The sequence below is a fragment of the Micromonospora sonneratiae genome (genome assembly GCF_042679305.1).
GTDB lineage: Bacteria > Actinomycetota > Actinomycetes > Mycobacteriales > Micromonosporaceae > Micromonospora_H > Micromonospora_H sonneratiae.
The window spans coordinates 188,801-204,962 of record NZ_JBHTMP010000004.1 but is presented as its reverse complement, the minus strand read 5'-3'; the positions used below and the strand labels follow the sequence as shown (position 1 = coordinate 204,962).

11 protein-coding genes and 1 pseudogene are annotated in these 16,162 nt (G+C 69.3%); 8 read left to right on the top strand and 4 right to left on the bottom strand.

The genetic code is table 11. From position 1 onward, the window contains the following. Positions 1-743 (top strand): annotated as a pseudogene (locus ACFQ4H_RS04720) (FtsK/SpoIIIE domain-containing protein); the annotation flags it as partial. Continuing rightward, positions 740-1,390, top strand: a complete 651-nt coding sequence (locus tag ACFQ4H_RS04715; RefSeq protein ID WP_377567335.1) for a hypothetical protein — start codon at positions 740-742, stop codon at positions 1,388-1,390. The pseudogene ACFQ4H_RS04720 and the gene ACFQ4H_RS04715, both read left to right, overlap by 4 nt. A gap of 92 nt (positions 1,391-1,482) precedes the next feature. On the opposite strand, the gene ACFQ4H_RS04710 is transcribed toward ACFQ4H_RS04715, so the two are convergent. Further along, the gene (locus tag ACFQ4H_RS04710) at positions 1,483-2,703 is read right to left on the bottom strand and encodes a cupin domain-containing protein (protein WP_377567347.1); all 1,221 of its coding nucleotides are present in this window, start codon (positions 2,701-2,703) and stop codon (positions 1,483-1,485) included. Positions 2,704-2,820: 117 nt separating this feature from the next. Then, a complete protein-coding gene (locus ACFQ4H_RS04705) occupies positions 2,821-3,117 on the bottom strand; it encodes a hypothetical protein (protein ID WP_377567333.1) in 297 nt (98 codons plus the stop codon). A gap of 245 nt (positions 3,118-3,362) precedes the next feature. Here ACFQ4H_RS04705 and ACFQ4H_RS04700 point away from each other — a divergent pair, with 245 nt between their 5' ends. Together ACFQ4H_RS04700 and ACFQ4H_RS04695 are read left to right on the top strand one after the other, a co-directional pair. After that, positions 3,363-5,723 (top strand): PPC domain-containing protein, encoded by a 2,361-nt coding sequence (locus ACFQ4H_RS04700; protein ID WP_377567331.1) that lies wholly within the window; start codon positions 3,363-3,365, stop codon positions 5,721-5,723. A 583-nt stretch (positions 5,724-6,306) separates the two neighbouring features. Next, positions 6,307-7,080, top strand: a complete 774-nt coding sequence (locus ACFQ4H_RS04695; RefSeq protein ID WP_377567329.1) for a S1 family peptidase — start codon at positions 6,307-6,309, stop codon at positions 7,078-7,080. A 70-nt stretch (positions 7,081-7,150) separates the two neighbouring features. Here ACFQ4H_RS04695 and ACFQ4H_RS04690 read toward each other — a convergent pair whose 3' ends face one another. Further along, positions 7,151-7,912: an alpha/beta fold hydrolase gene (locus tag ACFQ4H_RS04690; RefSeq protein WP_377567327.1), complete on the bottom strand. Its 762-nt coding sequence runs from the start codon at positions 7,910-7,912 to the stop codon at positions 7,151-7,153. A gap of 67 nt (positions 7,913-7,979) precedes the next feature. Between ACFQ4H_RS04690 and ACFQ4H_RS04685 the strand changes: the two genes are divergently transcribed. Together ACFQ4H_RS04685 and ACFQ4H_RS04680 are read left to right on the top strand one after the other, a co-directional pair. Continuing rightward, the gene (locus tag ACFQ4H_RS04685) at positions 7,980-8,582 is read left to right on the top strand and encodes a pentapeptide repeat-containing protein (protein ID WP_377567325.1); all 603 of its coding nucleotides are present in this window, start codon (positions 7,980-7,982) and stop codon (positions 8,580-8,582) included. Between the two features lie 548 nt (positions 8,583-9,130). Continuing rightward, positions 9,131-10,759, top strand: a complete 1,629-nt coding sequence (locus ACFQ4H_RS04680) for a chitinase (protein ID WP_377567323.1) — start codon at positions 9,131-9,133, stop codon at positions 10,757-10,759. Between the two features lie 117 nt (positions 10,760-10,876). Here the strand turns inward: ACFQ4H_RS04680 and ACFQ4H_RS04675 are convergent, their stop codons facing one another. Continuing rightward, the gene (locus tag ACFQ4H_RS04675; RefSeq protein WP_377567321.1) at positions 10,877-11,563 is read right to left on the bottom strand and encodes a DUF305 domain-containing protein; all 687 of its coding nucleotides are present in this window, start codon (positions 11,561-11,563) and stop codon (positions 10,877-10,879) included. A 138-nt stretch (positions 11,564-11,701) separates the two neighbouring features. Here ACFQ4H_RS04675 and ACFQ4H_RS04670 point away from each other — a divergent pair, with 138 nt between their 5' ends. Continuing rightward, on the top strand, positions 11,702-13,216 hold the full coding sequence (locus ACFQ4H_RS04670; RefSeq protein WP_377567319.1) for an LVIVD repeat-containing protein: 1,515 nt from the start codon (positions 11,702-11,704) through the stop codon (positions 13,214-13,216). A gap of 214 nt (positions 13,217-13,430) precedes the next feature. After that, complete coding sequence (lanKC, locus tag ACFQ4H_RS04665; protein WP_377567317.1) at positions 13,431-16,133, top strand: class III lanthionine synthetase LanKC; 2,703 nt, start codon at positions 13,431-13,433, stop codon at positions 16,131-16,133. Positions 16,134-16,162 lie beyond the last annotated feature (29 nt).

Below are 16,162 nucleotides of genomic sequence, written 5' to 3'. Positions count from 1 at the left end.
GGGACGCCGCCGGCGCCACCCGGACGGCCGGTTCGGCCCGGGGGCCGGTGGCCCTGCTCGGCGAGATCATCGACGTACAGGCGCGGTCGGCCGGACTGCGGCTGCCCCGCGCGCCCGGACGCAACCTCGCGGTGCTCGGCACCCGGGTGGACGAGGCCTGTGCCGTGCTCGACGCCGCCGCCCGGTCCCTGGCCCGCCAGCACCAGCCGGGCGCTGCCCGGTTCTCGATCGCCTGCCTGGATCCGGACGCGGACGTCTCGGCCCGGTCGCTCTACGAGGCACTCGACGCGGACACCGCCTGGTACGACGAGGAGACCGTCCCGGAGCTGATGGCCGAAACGGCCACCGGCCTGGACCACGGGAGCGCCCCGGGCCAGCCGCACTACCTGCTGCTCTACGCGGTCGACGCGGCAGCCGGCCGACTGGCCGCCCGGGTCGGACAGCGCACCGGGCTGGAGCATCTGCGGCACATCCTGCACAACGGGCCGGAACGGCGTACCCATGTGCTGGCCTGGTGGCGTGGGGTGGCCCGGATGCGGGCGGATCTGGGCGGGCCGGCCTCCCGTACGGATCAGATCGGAGCCTGGGTGGCGTTGGACGTACAGGGCGGAGAGCTGACGTCGTCGCTCTATCCGGGCAACGGCGGCCCGGACTGGTATCCCCGACCGTGGCGGGGCCTGTTCTTCGACCGGGCGGTACACCGGACCGGTCAGGTCATCATCCCCTATGGACCGTCCGCATGAGCACGTCGTACGCCCGGTTGCTCAGTCAACTCGCCGAGGTGACGGCGTACGCCGACGCGCAGCGTGCCGAGGCGGACACCTGGTACGAACGCCAGTGCGCCGGGGCCGAGCGGGCGCTGCGCGCGGCGCAGGAGGCGGTCCGGGACGCCGAGGCGGAATTCACCGCGGCAACGGAACAGGTCGAGATCGTCGACGCCGAGGTCGCCCACCTGTGGCAGGTACTGGGTGGTCGGCTCGGCTCGGGCACGCGGCGCCTGGGCCGCCCACCGGGGCCGGCACCGGGCGCGACCGCCGAGCCCGGCGCTCTGCTCGACGGGGTCCGGCAGCTGCTGGACCGGACCAAACAGCCGGGTGAGCTGCCCAGCTCGGTGCACCCCCTGCTGGCGTTCTTCGGCCTGCTGGGCGCGGCAGCCGCGTACGCCCTGGGGATCGCCGCGCGGATGGTGGGCGACCGGTACGGCGGTGACCTCGCGGTGGGGATGCCGGTGCTGGCGCTGGTCGTGACGCTGCTCGGGCCGCTGGTCGGGCTGGCCCCGGCGAAGCTGCTGGCCGACCGACGCCATGCCACCCTCGGGCCCCGCCCGGTGGCGGTGGTGCTGATCGCCGGTTTCGTGGGCACCGGTCTGCTCTTCGCCCTGCTGCGCTGACCGCTCGATCCCGGTCGGTACGCTGACCGCTCGATCCCGGTCGGTGCACGGCCCGCCGATCCGGGTACGCGGCCCGCCGATCCGGCTGCCGATCACGCCGGGACCGCCACCGCCTCCCGCAGCAGCCGGCGGGCCAGCACGATCCGGTCGGCATCGTCGTCGAGACCGGGCAGGTCACCGACCCGGATCACGTCGGCGGTGAGCAACGCACGCAGAGCCGGCTCGCACTGCCCGGGGAAGGTGACCGTACGGTCGAACAGCAGCAGGGTGATCCGGTCGCCACTACCGGCCGGGACCAGCCGCCAACGCAGCCCGTTACGCAGCGCCAACCGGCTGCCGGTGTCCAGATCGGCGATCGCCGCCGCCTGGGCCAGCGGTCGGATGGGTGCCGGGCGGAATGCCCGCCACGAACGCTCCCGCAGTCGATCGGCGACCGTCACCGGATCGACGTCGAGCAGCCAGTCCCGCAGTGCCGTGATCGTCCGGGCCAGTTCCGGCTCGATCTGCCCGGTGTCGGCGACGTCGGTTCCGAACGGCAGGGAGGTGCGTAGCCGCTGGTCCTCGGCGGCCAGTCCGAGCAACGTCTCCACCAGCGAATACCGGGTCAGGGAGCGGATGCCGACGGTCAGGTGCAGCGAACGTTGCTCCTGCGCCTGGGCGCTGTGTAGCCAGCCCCGGGGTAGATAGAGCGCATCGCCGGGGGCCAGTACCACGTCCAACGCCGCCGGGCCGTCAGCGACTGCGGACACCTCGTCGGCAAGGCCGCCCCACGGCTGCCGTTCCAGGGGATCGGGCAGCACCGGCTCGTGGATCCGCCAGTGCTTACAGCCGTCGACCTGGAGCACGAACACGTCGTGGGTGTCGTAGTGGGTGGCGAACCCCTGGTTGCCGGCCGGGGTCAGATAGGCGTTGATCTGCAACGGCTGGCCGATCGCCGCGCCGAGTTCCCGGGCGAAGTCGATCAGCGGTGGCCAGTTGCGATGCAGTCCCTGCAGGACCAGGGTGGCTCCGCCGGCATAGAGCCCGAGCACCCGTTCGTCGAGCACCTGGTCGCTGATCTCGGCACCGGCACCACCGCTACCGGTGTACCGCGCCGCCGACAGCAGCTCGCCGTCCTTGGCGATCCGGAGGAACGGGGTACGGAGTCCTCGGCGACTGAGCAGGTCGTCGGCGTCGGCCGGGCTGAGCAGGTCGGTGAAGCCGACCGGGTTGGGAAGTTCGCCGGCCCGGGACAGCAGCGGGGTACGGCCCCAGTACTCGGTGGCGAACCTGCCCGGCTCGACGGCTACGCAGCGGGCCAGCGACCGGGGCATCTGCTGGCCGGCCGGGGCCGGTTCGGGCTGTCTCAGCGTCGCCGGTTCCGGTTGGATGGCTGTCGCCGGGCGACCGGTGCCGCCCGGCGCATACGTGGTCATCTCGCGTCCAGCCGGTTATCGGACCGGGCCGTCAGCGCCGCCGTCCCGCTTGCCCGGCACCGCTCCGCCGTCGGCCGGGCCCTCGTCAGCCAGTCCCGAGTCGACCGGTCCCCCGTCAGCCGGGCCGTCAGCACCACCATCCCGCTTACCCGGCGTGGCACCGCCGTCCGCCGGACCCTCGTCAGCCGGCCCCGAGTCGACCGGTCCCCCGTCAGCACCACCATCCCGCTTACCCGGCGTGGCACCGCCGTCCGCCGGGCCCTCGTTGGGCAGAACGCCGCCGGTCGTGATGTCGTCATCGTCGAGTCTCATCGATGCTCCCTCGGTCCAGCGTCCCCCGGTTCGTCTACCGGAGGCGTCGTGCATCCGTACCCAGCCCGCGCGGATCTAACCTGGCAATTCACCTCCGATCCCCCCGGAAGCACCCAGTCAGCTCGGGCCGGTCTGCCCGGGTTCTCAACTTCAAATGCCTGCCTGGGGCTGATGACAGTATTTGCACATATCTGAAATGATCTCAGCCAAGTGGATCAGCACCGGCTGACCCTTGGGGAGGACACATGTTTGCAGCCAGGGCTGCGAGATGGCGTAGGGCGATACTGGGTGCCGGCACGGCGGGCCTGGTCGTACTCGGAATGGGCGCTGCCGGACCGGCGCATGCCGCGCCGGGCACCGGCGGGTCCGCCAGGGCAACCGACTGCTCGCTGACCGCGTCGGCCAGTCAGCAACAGAGCGACGAGTGGCTCAGCTGTCTCAGTGTGGGTGCGGCCCTGGATCGGGCACCGGCCCTGGGCGAGACCGCGAAACTGACGGTCACGGTCGCAGCCGACGCGGCACTGGCCGACACCGGGATCCGGATCGAGTTGCCCGCGCAGCTGACCTGGGTCCAGCCACCGGCCGGAATGAAGACCGGTAGGGCGACGGCGGTCGAACCCGAACGAGCGGGCGAGATCTCGGTGGCACAGACCACCCGACGGCTGAACCGTGGCGAGAAGCTGACCTTCACGGGCGAGGTCCGGGCCGTCGAACCGGGAACGGCGCAGATCGAGGCCCGGGCATTCGCCCCCGACCAGGGGCGGATGCATGCCGGCAAGGAGATCGTCTTCCTCACCATCGCCGCCCCCGGCCGGGCATCCACGTTCGGACATGCCCGCACCGGCGGGGTGCCGGGTACCGCGGTGGTGCCGACCTCGGCGCGGACACAGCGGCCGGCCCGGCTTCGTCCGGACCGCGTGGAACCGGCCGAGCCACTGGCGACCGCCGCCGCGTGCGACACCTGGGTCACCGGCAACTGGAGCTACGCCGACCAGACCGGCGCATGGCACAACGCGATGAACCTCACCGTCGAGGTGGTGGACGCCGACGCCGCAGGCGAGCAGCGACTGGCCAGCGGCGTCACCGACGCCAACGGCAACTACAACCTCTGCTTTGACGCCCAGTCGGAGACCGCCCCGGAAACCGGGACGGCGGACGTGTTCGTCCGGGTGCTCACCCAGAACTCCATCTGGCGGGTTCAGCGCGCCGGCAGCCCGTTGACGTTCCAGACGGAGACCTTCACCGACGTCACTCCGGGCAGCACGATCAACCTGGGGTCGCGGACGTCCGACGACGCCACGCTGCAACGCGGCCTGCACGCCTTCGCCCGGGCCAACGATGCCTGGCTGTTCATTCCGAAGCCGACGAACAAGTGCTTCGACCAGAAGGACACCACCTGCCGCCGGTTGACGATCAACTGGGCACCGGACTCCACCAGCGGGAACTTCTACTCGCTGGCCAACAACGAGGTGAACCTGAACGCGGACGCGCCGAACTCGCCGACCACCGTGCTACACGAGATCGGCCACGCGCTGATGGACGACATCTACGACGATGCGTACCCGGCGTTTCCGAACTGTTCCCCGCACTACGTGCAGCGGGTGAGTTCGGCCGGTTGCGCCTGGACCGAGGGCTGGGCCGAATGGTTCCCGGCGACCGTGCTCAACGATCCGTTCTACCGCTGGCCCAGTGGTGCCTACCTGGACCTGGAGAACACCACCTGGGGCACCAGCGGCTGGGACAACGGTGACACCGTCGAGGGCCGGGTGGCGGCAGCGCTGATCGACATCACCGACTCGACCAACGAGGGCTCCTGGGACCGGTACGGCGAGGGCTTCGCCAACCTGTGGCACACCTTCACCCACCACGTATCGAACACGTTCGCCGAGTTCTGGGCACACCGTACGGCCGACGGCTTCGACGTGTCGGATTCGGGAGCGTTGGCCGCCCTCTACCAGAGCACCATCGACTACGGGTTCCGCGACCCGCTGGGCAACTACGCCCCGAAGCTGTTGCCGACACCCACGCCGGCGCACAACTTCGGTTACCAGACGACGTCGAACTACTGGTCGGTGGTGGCGATCCGAGCCGGCGTCAACCACGACCTGGAGCTGTACGACGACCGGGCGCAGACGACCAGGCTGGCCACCAGCGCGCTGACCAGCGGGGTGGACTTCATCGGCGTCGACTCCAAGTGGCGGGCGTTGGGTGACTACTACCCAAGGGTCAAGCCCAGCGGCGACGCGGGCTGGTACCGGATCGAACTGGCCCAGGGATCGGCCAGCCTGCCGGTCGGAACGAGCACGGTGACGATGACCGGCGACAACATCGTCGCGGTCCGTGACCTCACCCTGACCGCCGGACAGAAGGTGACCGTGAAGATCACTGGAAGCTCCACCCAGAACCCCGAGCTGTACCTGCTCAGCAGCAACGAGACCAGCGCCAGCACCTGGATCCGGACGCGGTCACAGGCGGTGGCTTCGGCAAACTCCGGCGCCACCGGCGTGGCTGAGACGTTGACCTACACCGCCACCACGGCGGGTCACTTCGGTCTGGTCATCGTCAACTGGGCGGGCACCGGCACATACCAGCTGACCCGCAGCTGATCAATCAGGTGGCGGTCGGTCCGGGACCGGACCGGCACGGTCTCCGATGGCGGCGGTGGACCCCTGCGTAGGGGGTCCACCGCCGCCTGCTTCTGCGGCCCGGTCCACCCGCCCGGCGTACGTCTGCGGTCCCCGGCCCGGAACCACGGTTCAGCGGGCGCACACCAATTCCGAATTCCCGGCCCGCCGAACGAATCAGTTCTGTTTTGACGACAGCACGGAACGGCAATCACGAAATCCAGGAGGACAGGCCCGGAGGATCAGTCATCACATCACGTTAGGGCACAAGAAGTATAGGCCAATACATTGAAGTCTGTCGTTTATCAGATAGCGTAACGGGCGACCCGCCGTTCCACCGAGGAGGTCGCCACACTCGACGATGCCCTGCTGACGCAGGACTCCGGGCCCGACCGTCGATGGACGGACCGGCACCGGCCCCCGTACCGACCTGGCACCACCACCGAATGGCGGCACAACTCGCTGATTGCCCGGCCCCATTCCGGAGCACATCCACGGCTCATGTGGAGCGCCCGTTCGGTGCGTAGCCGCTGTTTCTTCCCCCGCAAAGAAAAGGACAGAGCCAATGAAGGCACATGCCCTCTTCGCCAGGCTGCTGCTGGCAACCGGACTCGTCGCGGCCGGACTCTCCTGGTCCGGCCCGGCCAGCGCGGCACCCGAGCCCACCTACTCCGCGGTCGAATCCAGCACCGACGACATCGGGACCCAGATCGTCAGGGGCCGACCGGCCACCGAGAACTACCCGTTCATGGTGTACGTCTCCGGCTGCACCGGCACGCTGATCAAGGCGAACTGGGCGGTGACCGCGAAGCACTGCTCCACCCCGAGCTCGGTTCGGGTAGGCAGCATCAACCGCTCCAGCGGGGGCACCGTGGTCAGCGTGATCCGGGCGGTCAACAACCCGACCATCGACGTGAAGCTGCTGCAACTCGGCAGCTCGGTCAGCTACGCGCCGGCGCCCATTCCCACCACCTCCGGCGCGGTGGGCACCGCCACCCGGATCATCGGCTGGGGCCAGACCTGCCCGACGCCCGGGTGTGGCAGCGCGCCGCTGGTCGCCAACGAACTCGACACGTCCATCGTGGCGGACAGCCGGTGCAGCGGCATCAACGCGGCCGGTGAGATCTGCACCAACAACACCAACGGCAACGCCGGCGCCTGCTACGGCGACTCGGGCGGACCCCAGGTCCGGATGATCAGCGGCCGGTGGAACCTGATCGGTGCCACCAGCCGGGCCGGCAACAACAACTCGACCTGTGCCACCGGTCCGTCGATCTACGGCGACCTGACCTACATCCGCTCCTGGATCAACACCCAGGTCGGTGGTCTGCCGGCGTAGGTCCGGACAGGTTCCTCGCGGCTCCCTCGGCGACGCGCTGGTCAGCGCCGACGCCGGGGGAGCCGCCGCTTCAGCGACCGGGCAGATGGTCCTCGAGCAGCCCCAGCACGGCTGCGGGATCCTCGACGTGCGCGTTGTGCCCGAGGCCGGGCAGGGAGACCACCGACGGGGACAGCCGACGAAGCTGGTCCTCGGTGACCATGGGGTCGTGCTCGCCCCGGGCCAGCACGACCCGGGCGCGGGTGCCGGCCAGCAGGGCCGGCATGTCGGGAGCCCCGACCCCGAAGACCCCCGGATCCATGGCCAACCGCCACTGCCCGTCCACCGTACGCAGACCGGACGACACCGCGTCGTCAGCTGGCTCGAACAGGCCGGCCAGGCCGGACACCCGTAGGTAACGGTCGGCCGCCGCCGCCCGGGTGTCGAAGAACGTGACGGGACGAGCCGCCAACGCCGCCACCTTCGCCAACTCGTCGTCGGTCCAGGCCACCTTGATGCCCAGGCCGATCACGGCGTCGACCTGGACCCCGTACCGCTGTTGGGCCAGGGTCAGGCCGAGCACGCCACCGAGCGAATGACCGAGTACGACCACCGGCCCGGCACCGGCCACGAGCTTGGCGAGACTGGTCGCCAGTGACTCGAACGAATACTCCGGCAGCGCCTCCGACCCGCCGTGCCCGGGCAGGTCCGGCACCATCCAGCGGCCGGGCCAACGGTCGACGAGCAACTCCCGCAGCCCGTCCCACACGTCGCCGGTGGCCCCCATGCCGTGCACCAGCAACAGCGTCGGCTCGCCGTGGGCATCTGTCCGTACGCGCAGATCGTCCTCCATGGCAGGAGTGTGGCACCGAACATGTCCTTCCGACCGCCCCGAACACGCCCCCCGGTAGCCTGTGCTGGTGTCGAAGGTGGTCGAGGGTGAGACGTTCCGCAACGAGGACTGGTACGCCGAGGAGCTGATCGAGGTCAGCTACCGGGGATGCGAGTTCCACCACGTCGACCTGACCGAGGCGGTCACCCGTGGCGCGGTCTTCGAGGAGTGCATCTTCGGCAACGTCCGGTTCAACGCCTCCCGGCACACCGATTCGGCGTTCCTACGCTGCGTCTTCAAGCGCTGCAACCTGTTCGAAGCGGAGTTCCTGGGCTGCAAGCTGACCGGCAGCCAGTTCGAGCAGTCGACGCTGCGACCGCTGAAGGTGATCGGGGGCGACTGGTCGTTCGTGGCGCTGCCCGGAGCCGACCTGCGCGGGATCACCATCCAGGGCGTACGGATGCGCGAGGTCGATCTCACCGGGGCCAACTGCGCCGACGCCGTTCTCTCCGACGTGGATCTGTCCGGCGCGCAACTGCACAGCGCCAAGTTCACCCGCTGCGACCTGCGTGGTAGTGACCTGTCGGCGCTCGACCCGACCACCGTCGAACTGACCGACACGATCATCTCCGTCGAGCAGGCCATCATGGTCGTACAGGCACTCGGGCCACAGGTGCGGACGACAGGCTGAGGCCGGTCACGTAACGCTGGGGCTCCACCCGCGGGTCACTCACCCACCCGGGGGTCACTCACTCACGCACCATGACGGGCAGTATCTGGACAGCCACCAACAGCTATGGTGTACTACTCCCCGTAACCATCAAGGCCACTTATCCGAAGTAAGCCCATCAAGTGGGCTTAGGCCAATAAATCACTACGCGGGAATGCGCGCGAATACGCGGGAATACGCGCGGATCAGCCTCGGCACCGGCCGAGACACCACGGCAGCACCACTGACCACGGCACGTCGACGCCGGCCGGCGCTCGCGCCGGATCCGCTGCTCGATGCTCCCAGCCGTACCCATCCGCTGAGACGGCTCTCCACCGGTCCCGTACCGGGACCATCGTGCAACGGCGAGCCGGGCCGACCGGCCTGCCGACAGTCAGGACCACCGGCGGCGTCCATGCCCCCGCCGGCGCTGGAACGCGTACCCCACCAGTTCACCACCCCACCGGTCAGACCGACGCCGGCCAATTCGCAAGCCAGTGACCACTGGCGTATTCAGAGGAGGAGACAGCGTGGATCTCGAACAGGGAATGGTCATCGCCGCCGTCGAGTGGCTGCCCGGCGGCAACGAGTGGTGGGCGAACTTCCAGGTCAGCCTCACCAACTACACCGACTCCGAGGTGGTCGATCCGAAGATCTCCTTCTCCTTCACCCCGCCCCGCAGCGTCTTCAACGGCTACGGCCTCATCTTCCCCGCCTCGGACGAGCCGGTCACCTCCATCGAAGGGGTGCTGGTCGCGGAGCGGAAGGTGATTCCGTCCCGAGGTACGCAACGGTTCACCCTGGCCATCCAGAACGGCGGCGCCGGCGCGGGCAGCGACCCCGCGCTGCTGCCGTACATGTTCGTCGTCGACGGGCTGAGCGCCAACCCGCCCGAGGACGGTGAGCCACCCACCACACCCACCAACCTGACCGTCCTCACCACCGCGCCGCACAGCGTGAGCCTGGCCTGGAACCCGTCCACCGACAACGTGGCCGTCGCCGGTTACGAGGTCGCCATCGAGCAGGACGGTGCCCCCGCACGCACCGTCAGGTCGGCACGCCCGAACGCCGTGGTGTCCGGCCTGACCGCCGTCACCCAGTACACGTTCCGGGTACGTGCCTTCGACATCTCCGGAAACCTCTCCGTCTTCTCCGAAGGCCGTACCGTGTCGACGGCGGAGCCGCTGCCCGACCCCGGGGACTGGGACGCGCCGCGGGCCCCGTTCGTCGACTACACCGCCTGGCCCAACCCGCAACTGGACCGGTATGCCGAGCAGTCCGGGCTGGACGGCTTCTTCGCCGGCTTCCTCGTCGCCAAGCCCGGCGGCGACCGGAAGGTGTACTGGGGCGGATTCGACAGTCTCGGCGACGCGACGACCAGCGACTTCGGCAGGGACGACTTCGCCGCCTTCCGGGCCCAACGGGGCACCGTGGTCGTCTCCTTCGGTGGCGCGTCCAACGTGCCGCTGGAGGAAGAGGAGACCGACGTCGCACGGATCGCCGGGACGTACCAGGCGATCATGGCCAACTACCAGGTCACCCACCTTGACTTCGACTTCGAGGGCAGCTTCATCCACAACGACGCCGGCCAGGAGCGACACGTCGCGGCCATCTCCCAGGTGCTGGCGGCCCATCCCACGGTCAAGCTCTCGTACACGCTGCCCGCCGACGGTGCGCCGGGCAGCCTCGAGGGGTTCAACGACGGTGGTGTACGGCTACTGCACCGGCTGGCCGACGCCGGCATCCAGCCGTCACTGATCAACGGGATGCTGATGGAGTTCGGGCAAACCTCTCCCCCGGATGCCTACCAGTGCTGCGTGATCGCCCTCAACGGAATGTTCACCCAGATCTCAGCGGCGTGGCCGCACTGGAGTCGGGACCGGGTCTGGCGGCGCATCGGCGCGTGCCCGATGTTCGGCAGGAACATCAACGGCAAGGTGTTCACCCTCGAGAACATGCGCCAGTTGGTGGGCTTCGCCCGGGAGCACAACCTCGGGTGCCTGTCCGGGTGGGACGCCACGCGCGACCACAACCAGGGTGCCCTGCCGGAATGCGGTGACCTGACCGGCAACGACCTGTCGAAGTGCACGTACGTCCAGCAGGAGTCCTTCGCCTTCGCCAGGATCATCGCGACGTACCGTCCCGAGGACTCCCGGTAGCCGCCAGCGGGACGAACTCCGGGCCGGGTGCGTCGTCCGCGCGCCCGGCCCGATCCGGCCCGTCACCCGTGGCAGGCGGATCCCGGCCGGGCACGACGCGGAAGGTCGGGTCACGGCCTACCAACCGGGGAACAACTCCCGCATCCGGTTGATCTCCACGGCCTGTTCGGCGGCGACCGAGGTGGCGATCTCCTCGACGGTGACATCGATGCCGACCCGGAGCAGGTCGGTGGCCATCTCGATCGCGCCCTGATGATGTTCGATCATCATCGTGACGAACAGGCGGTCGAAGTCCCGACCCCGGGCGGCAGCGAGACGGCGCATGGCCTCCGGGGTCTGCATCCCACGCATCGTGCCGTGGTCGTGGCCGCCGCGCGGGTCCAGTTCCAGGCCGCGCGTGTCCAGCCAGGCCCGCATCTGCAGGATCTCCGGAGCCTGGCTGGCCTGGATCCGCGCCGCGAGGGCACGCACCCGGTCGTCCGCCGTCCGTTCCGGGGCCAGTGCGGCCATTCGCAGCGCCTGTGTGTGGTGCGGGATCATCATCCGTACGAACCAGGTGTCCAGCGAGTTGTAGCGCCGGGCTCCCACCTCGGCGACCTCGTCGGCCCGCTTGACCGTCGCCTGGTCACCCGGCCGCCCGGGGACGATGACCAGTGCGGCCGGGGACGTGGGGGCGGCGGCGGGTGCCGGTGGCACCACCTCGTGGCGCTGTCGTCCCCCGGTCGCGTCGGCCCCGGCTCCACCGATCAGCAGGAGTACGACCATCGGGACGGCGACCATGATCCGTTGGCGTTTCCGGCCCATCCGACCCCCTTCGTGTCGGGGATTGCCGGGATCATAACGACTCAATCAAGATGCTGAATGTGACCCACGTCACATTCAGACAGATCGATACTGAGTAAGGTGCGAGCAATCATCAATCCCTTTCGAAGGGGCCGCCAGATGATCAAACTGACCACCTCCAGACCCCGGCGCCTCAAGGTCGTCGCGCTGGCTGCGACCACCCTCGTGCTCCTGAGCCTCGCCGCCGCCCCGGCCAGCAGCGCGCGGCCCCCGGGTGACGACTGCGCCCCGGCGACCTTCGACAGCAGTCTCCTCCCCGAACTCTGCCTCTCCGAACAGCAGCTCACCACGATGGACGACGCCGAGGTCGACCTCGGCATCGACGAGATCTCCAGCAGCCCCAACATCCGTCAGATCGCCAACATCCCGAAACGGGCACCGTTCGACACCGAGGCGTCACTCGGCACGGACATCGCGTTCCAGGGCCGCTACGCCTTCGCGGGCAACTACAACGGCTTCGTCATCTACGACATCAGGAACCCGCGCCGGCCCCAGCTCGTCTCCCAGGTGCTCTGCCCGGGCTCACAGAACGACATCTCGATCTACGGCAACCTGCTGTTCCTGTCGACCGATTCGTCCCGTAGCGACGATTCCTGCGACAGCGTCGTCCAGTCAGCGTCGATCAAGTCCTCCTGGGAGGGCATGAAGATCTTCGACGTCAGCGACAAGGCGAATCCCCGGTACGTCAAGTCGGTCGAAACCCCCTGTGGCTCGCACACCCACACCCTGGCACCGGCCAAGAACCGCAGGTCCGTCTACATCTACGTGTCGTCGTACTCCCCGTCGGCATCGTTCCCGGACTGCCAGCCGCCGCATGATTCGATCTCCATCATCAAGGTGCCGCTGACCGACCCGACCAGCGCGGAGTTGGTGTCCACCCCCAACCTCTTCCCGGACGGCGGCAACCCCGGTCGCAACGGCAGCTCCACCACCAGCGGCTGCCACGACATCACCGTCTTCCCCGAGCAGGACCTCGCCGCTGGCGCGTGCATGGGCGACGGCATCCTGATGGACATCACCAACCGCGAGGCACCTCGTGTGATCAACCGGGTCCGCGACACGACGAACTTCGCCTTCTGGCACTCGGCCACGTTCAACAACTCCGGCACCAAGGTCGTCTTCACCGACGAGTTGGGCGGTGGCAGCGGCCCCACCTGCAACGAGACGGTGGGGCCCAACCGGGGCGCCAACGCCATCTACGACATCACCGGCCGGGGTGACAACCGGCAACTGGTCTTCCGCAGCTACTACAAGATCTCCCGTACCAACACCAACTTCGAGAACTGCGTCGCCCACAACGGATCACTCATCCCCGTGCTCGGCCGCGACATCATGGTCCAGGCGTGGTACCAGGGTGGAGTGTCCGTCTGGGACTTCACAGACTCGGCCCATCCGGTCGAAATCGGGTTCTGGGAGCGGGGCCCGCTCTCCGACACCCGGTTGATCGTCGGCGGCGCCTGGTCGACGTACTACTACAACGGCCACATCTACTCCAACGACATCCAGAAGGGACTGGACGTTCTGGAAATCAACGACTGGCGGACGTGGACCGCGAAGTTCGTCTACACCAGGGAACTCAACGTGCAGACCCAGCCCACCTACTGGAGCTGGTGACGACAGCAGCACACCACGCGGGCGCGACCCCTGACCGGGGGTCGGGCCCGCGTCGTCGTACGGCCGACCGGCGGCCTGACATTTGTCATAGGTAGGCGTGCGACACCCACCACCGACGATGACACAACGCACTAGAGCCGGCTCCGCCACGACCGCCAGACTCGGATCCATCGAAGACCACCGAGGTCCCAGGTCCGCCCGAGGAGCCGCAGCGATGGATGAGCGCTACGACGCGTACTGTGCGGTCGATCCGCTGTTCTACGACTCGCTCACCAGCACCGCCGCACCGGCGGCCGGGTTCCCCGCCACCACCCGGCCGCTGCCCGCCGGCTGGCGGTGCGAACCGAGCAGCGACTGGCTGATCTGCGGCCACGACGACGGCACCCTGCCCCAGCAGGGCTGGAAGATCCACGTCTCGGCCGGCCTGGACAACGCCGAGCGGGTACTGGACACGGTCTGGGACTACTGCGTCGAGCGCGGCCTCGCCTTCAAGTTCCTCCGCGGGCCCCGGATGCTCCTGCTACGCAACGCCAAGTACGCCCGGCGCGGATCCAGTGGCAAGTTCATCACCATCTACCCCCGGGACGAGGCCGAACTCGAACTGGTCTGCAGACAGTTGGCCGAACTGCTCGACGGTGAAGCCGGCCCGTACATCCTCAGCGACCTGCGCTACGGCACCGGGCCCGTCTACGTCCGGTACGGCGGGTTCGCGGCCCGGTACTGCCTGTCCGACGACGGTCGGCTCGTACCCGCCATCGCCGACCCGACCGGCACGCTCGTGCCCGACCGGCGGGACCCGGTCTTCCACCTCCCGGACTGGGTGACGCTGCCGGAGTTCCTCGCCCCGCACGTCGCGGCCCGCAACGCGACCACCACCACGGACCTGCCGTACCGGATCGAACGGGTGATCCACTTCTCCAACGGTGGTGGACTGTACGTCGGTCGGGACACCCGTACCGACACCACCGTGGTCCTCAAGGAGGCCCGTCCGTATGCCGGGCTGGACGCCGCCGGCACCGACGCGACGCGCCGACTGGCCCGGGAAGCCGAGATGCTCCGCAGGTTGGTCGACGTCCCGCAGGTGCCCCGGGTGCACGACGAGTTCACCCTCGGCGACCACCGCTTCCTGGCGATCGAGTTCGTCGAGGGCCGCCCGCTCAACAAGGTGCTCGTCGAGCGCTATCCGCTGATCGACGCCGACGCGACCGCCGCCGACCTCGCCGCGTACACGGCCTGGGCGCTGCGCGTCCATCGTGAGGTCGAACGGGCGGTCGACGCGATCCACGCACAGGGCATCGTCTACGGCGACCTGCATCTGTTCAACGTCATGGTCCGGCCGGACGACAGCATCACCCTCGTCGACTTCGAGGTCGCCGCTCCGGTCGGTGAGGGTGGCCGTCCGGGGCTACGCAACCAGGGATTCGCCGCGCCACGCGACCGGACCGGGTTCGCCGCCGACCGGTACGCGCTGGCCTGCCTGCGGCTGGCCCTGTTCCTGCCGCTGACCCAACTGGTCCGGCTGGCACCGGAGAAGGCCGCCCACCTGGCCGAGGTGATCGCCGCGACCTTCCCGGTTCCCCGGGACCTTCTCGACCGGGCGGTCACCGAGATCGTAGGTACGCACGGCCGATCGACGACCACGTCAACCACGACGACCCCGACGACCACGTCAACCGCGACGACCCCGACGACCACCGTCCCCTCGGCGGCGGAACTCACCCCGGACCTCGACGGCTGGCACCGGTTGCGCACCCGGCTGGCTGCTGCGATCACGTCCAGCGCCACCCCGCACCGTGACGACCGGCTCTTTCCCGGCGACATCGAACAGTTCCGCAGCGGTGGGCTCAACCTGGCCCACGGGGCGGCGGGAGTGCTCCACGCCCTCGCCGTCACCGGTGCCGGGCGGTACCCCGATCACGAGGCGTGGCTGGTCAAACGGGCACTCGACCCGCCGTCCGGCACGGGCTGCGGTTTCTACGACGGGCTGCACGGTGTGGCCTACGCACTGGAGGGTCTGGGCCGGCGGCAGGACGCTCTCGACGTGCTCGACGTCTGTCTGCGTGAGCCCTGGCAGGACCTCGGGCCGGACCTGGTCGGCGGCCTGTCCGGAATGGCGCTCAACCTCGCCGAGTTGGCCGGGCGTACCGGGGAGGCCGGTCTGCTGGAGACCGCCTGGCAGCTGGCGGCCCGGGTCGCTGATCAGGTCGGCGGGCAACGACACGACGATCGGGAATCCGGTGACGAGGGCACCATGGTCAGTGGCGGACGTCAGCCGTACGCCGGGCTGGCCAGGGGCCACACCGGGGCGGCCCTGATGTTCCTGCGCCTCCACGAACTGACCGGTGAATCCGAGCTGCTGGCACACGCCGCCACCGCGCTACGCCGGGACCTGCGCCGCTGTGTGCTCCGCCCGGACGGTGCACTCGAGGTGAACGAGGGCTGGCGCACCATGCCGTATCTGGCCGATGGCAGCGTCGGCATCGGTACGGTCCTCGACCAGTACCTCGCCCACCGGCCGGACGAGGAGTTCCGCACCGCCAGCGCCGCCATCCGGCGCGCCGCCCGGTCGCCGTTCTACGCGCAGACCGGACTGTTCGCCGGACGCGCCGGCATCATCGCGTACCTGGCCACCCGGGTACGGCAGGCGGACGCACAGCCCGTCGACCAACCGGACCGGGCCGTGGACCAGCCGGAACTCGCCCGCCAGATCCGCCACCTGGCCTGGCATGCGATGCCGTACCAGGGGCACCTCGCCTTCCCGGGCGAACAGTTGCTGCGCCTGTCGATGGATCTCGCCACCGGTACGGCGGGTGTCCTGCTGGCCGTCGGTATGGCACTGCACGACGAACCGGTGAGCCTGCCGTTCCTCACGCCGTTGACCGGCGCCACCAAGCTCCCCCCGCCGAGGCGGGGGTGAACAGGCCCCCTCGCAGCACGCGGGGGCGG

Coding starts and splice junctions, on each gene's coding strand:
- ACFQ4H_RS04675 (WP_377567321.1), bottom strand. CDS start 11,563: ATGGGCCGGAAACGCCAACGGATCATGGTCGCCGTCCCGATGGTCGTA.
- ACFQ4H_RS04695 (WP_377567329.1), top strand. CDS start 6,307: ATGAAGGCACATGCCCTCTTCGCCAGGCTGCTGCTGGCAACCGGACTC.
- lanKC (WP_377567317.1), top strand. CDS start 13,431: ATGGATGAGCGCTACGACGCGTACTGTGCGGTCGATCCGCTGTTCTAC.
- ACFQ4H_RS04710 (WP_377567347.1), bottom strand. CDS start 2,703: ATGCCCCGGTCGCTGGCCCGCTGCGTAGCCGTCGAGCCGGGCAGGTTC.
- ACFQ4H_RS04690 (WP_377567327.1), bottom strand. CDS start 7,912: ATGGAGGACGATCTGCGCGTACGGACAGATGCCCACGGCGAGCCGACG.
- ACFQ4H_RS04700 (WP_377567331.1), top strand. CDS start 3,363: ATGTTTGCAGCCAGGGCTGCGAGATGGCGTAGGGCGATACTGGGTGCC.
- ACFQ4H_RS04705 (WP_377567333.1), bottom strand. CDS start 3,117: ATGAGACTCGACGATGACGACATCACGACCGGCGGCGTTCTGCCCAAC.
- ACFQ4H_RS04670 (WP_377567319.1), top strand. CDS start 11,702: ATGATCAAACTGACCACCTCCAGACCCCGGCGCCTCAAGGTCGTCGCG.
- ACFQ4H_RS04715 (WP_377567335.1), top strand. CDS start 740: ATGAGCACGTCGTACGCCCGGTTGCTCAGTCAACTCGCCGAGGTGACG.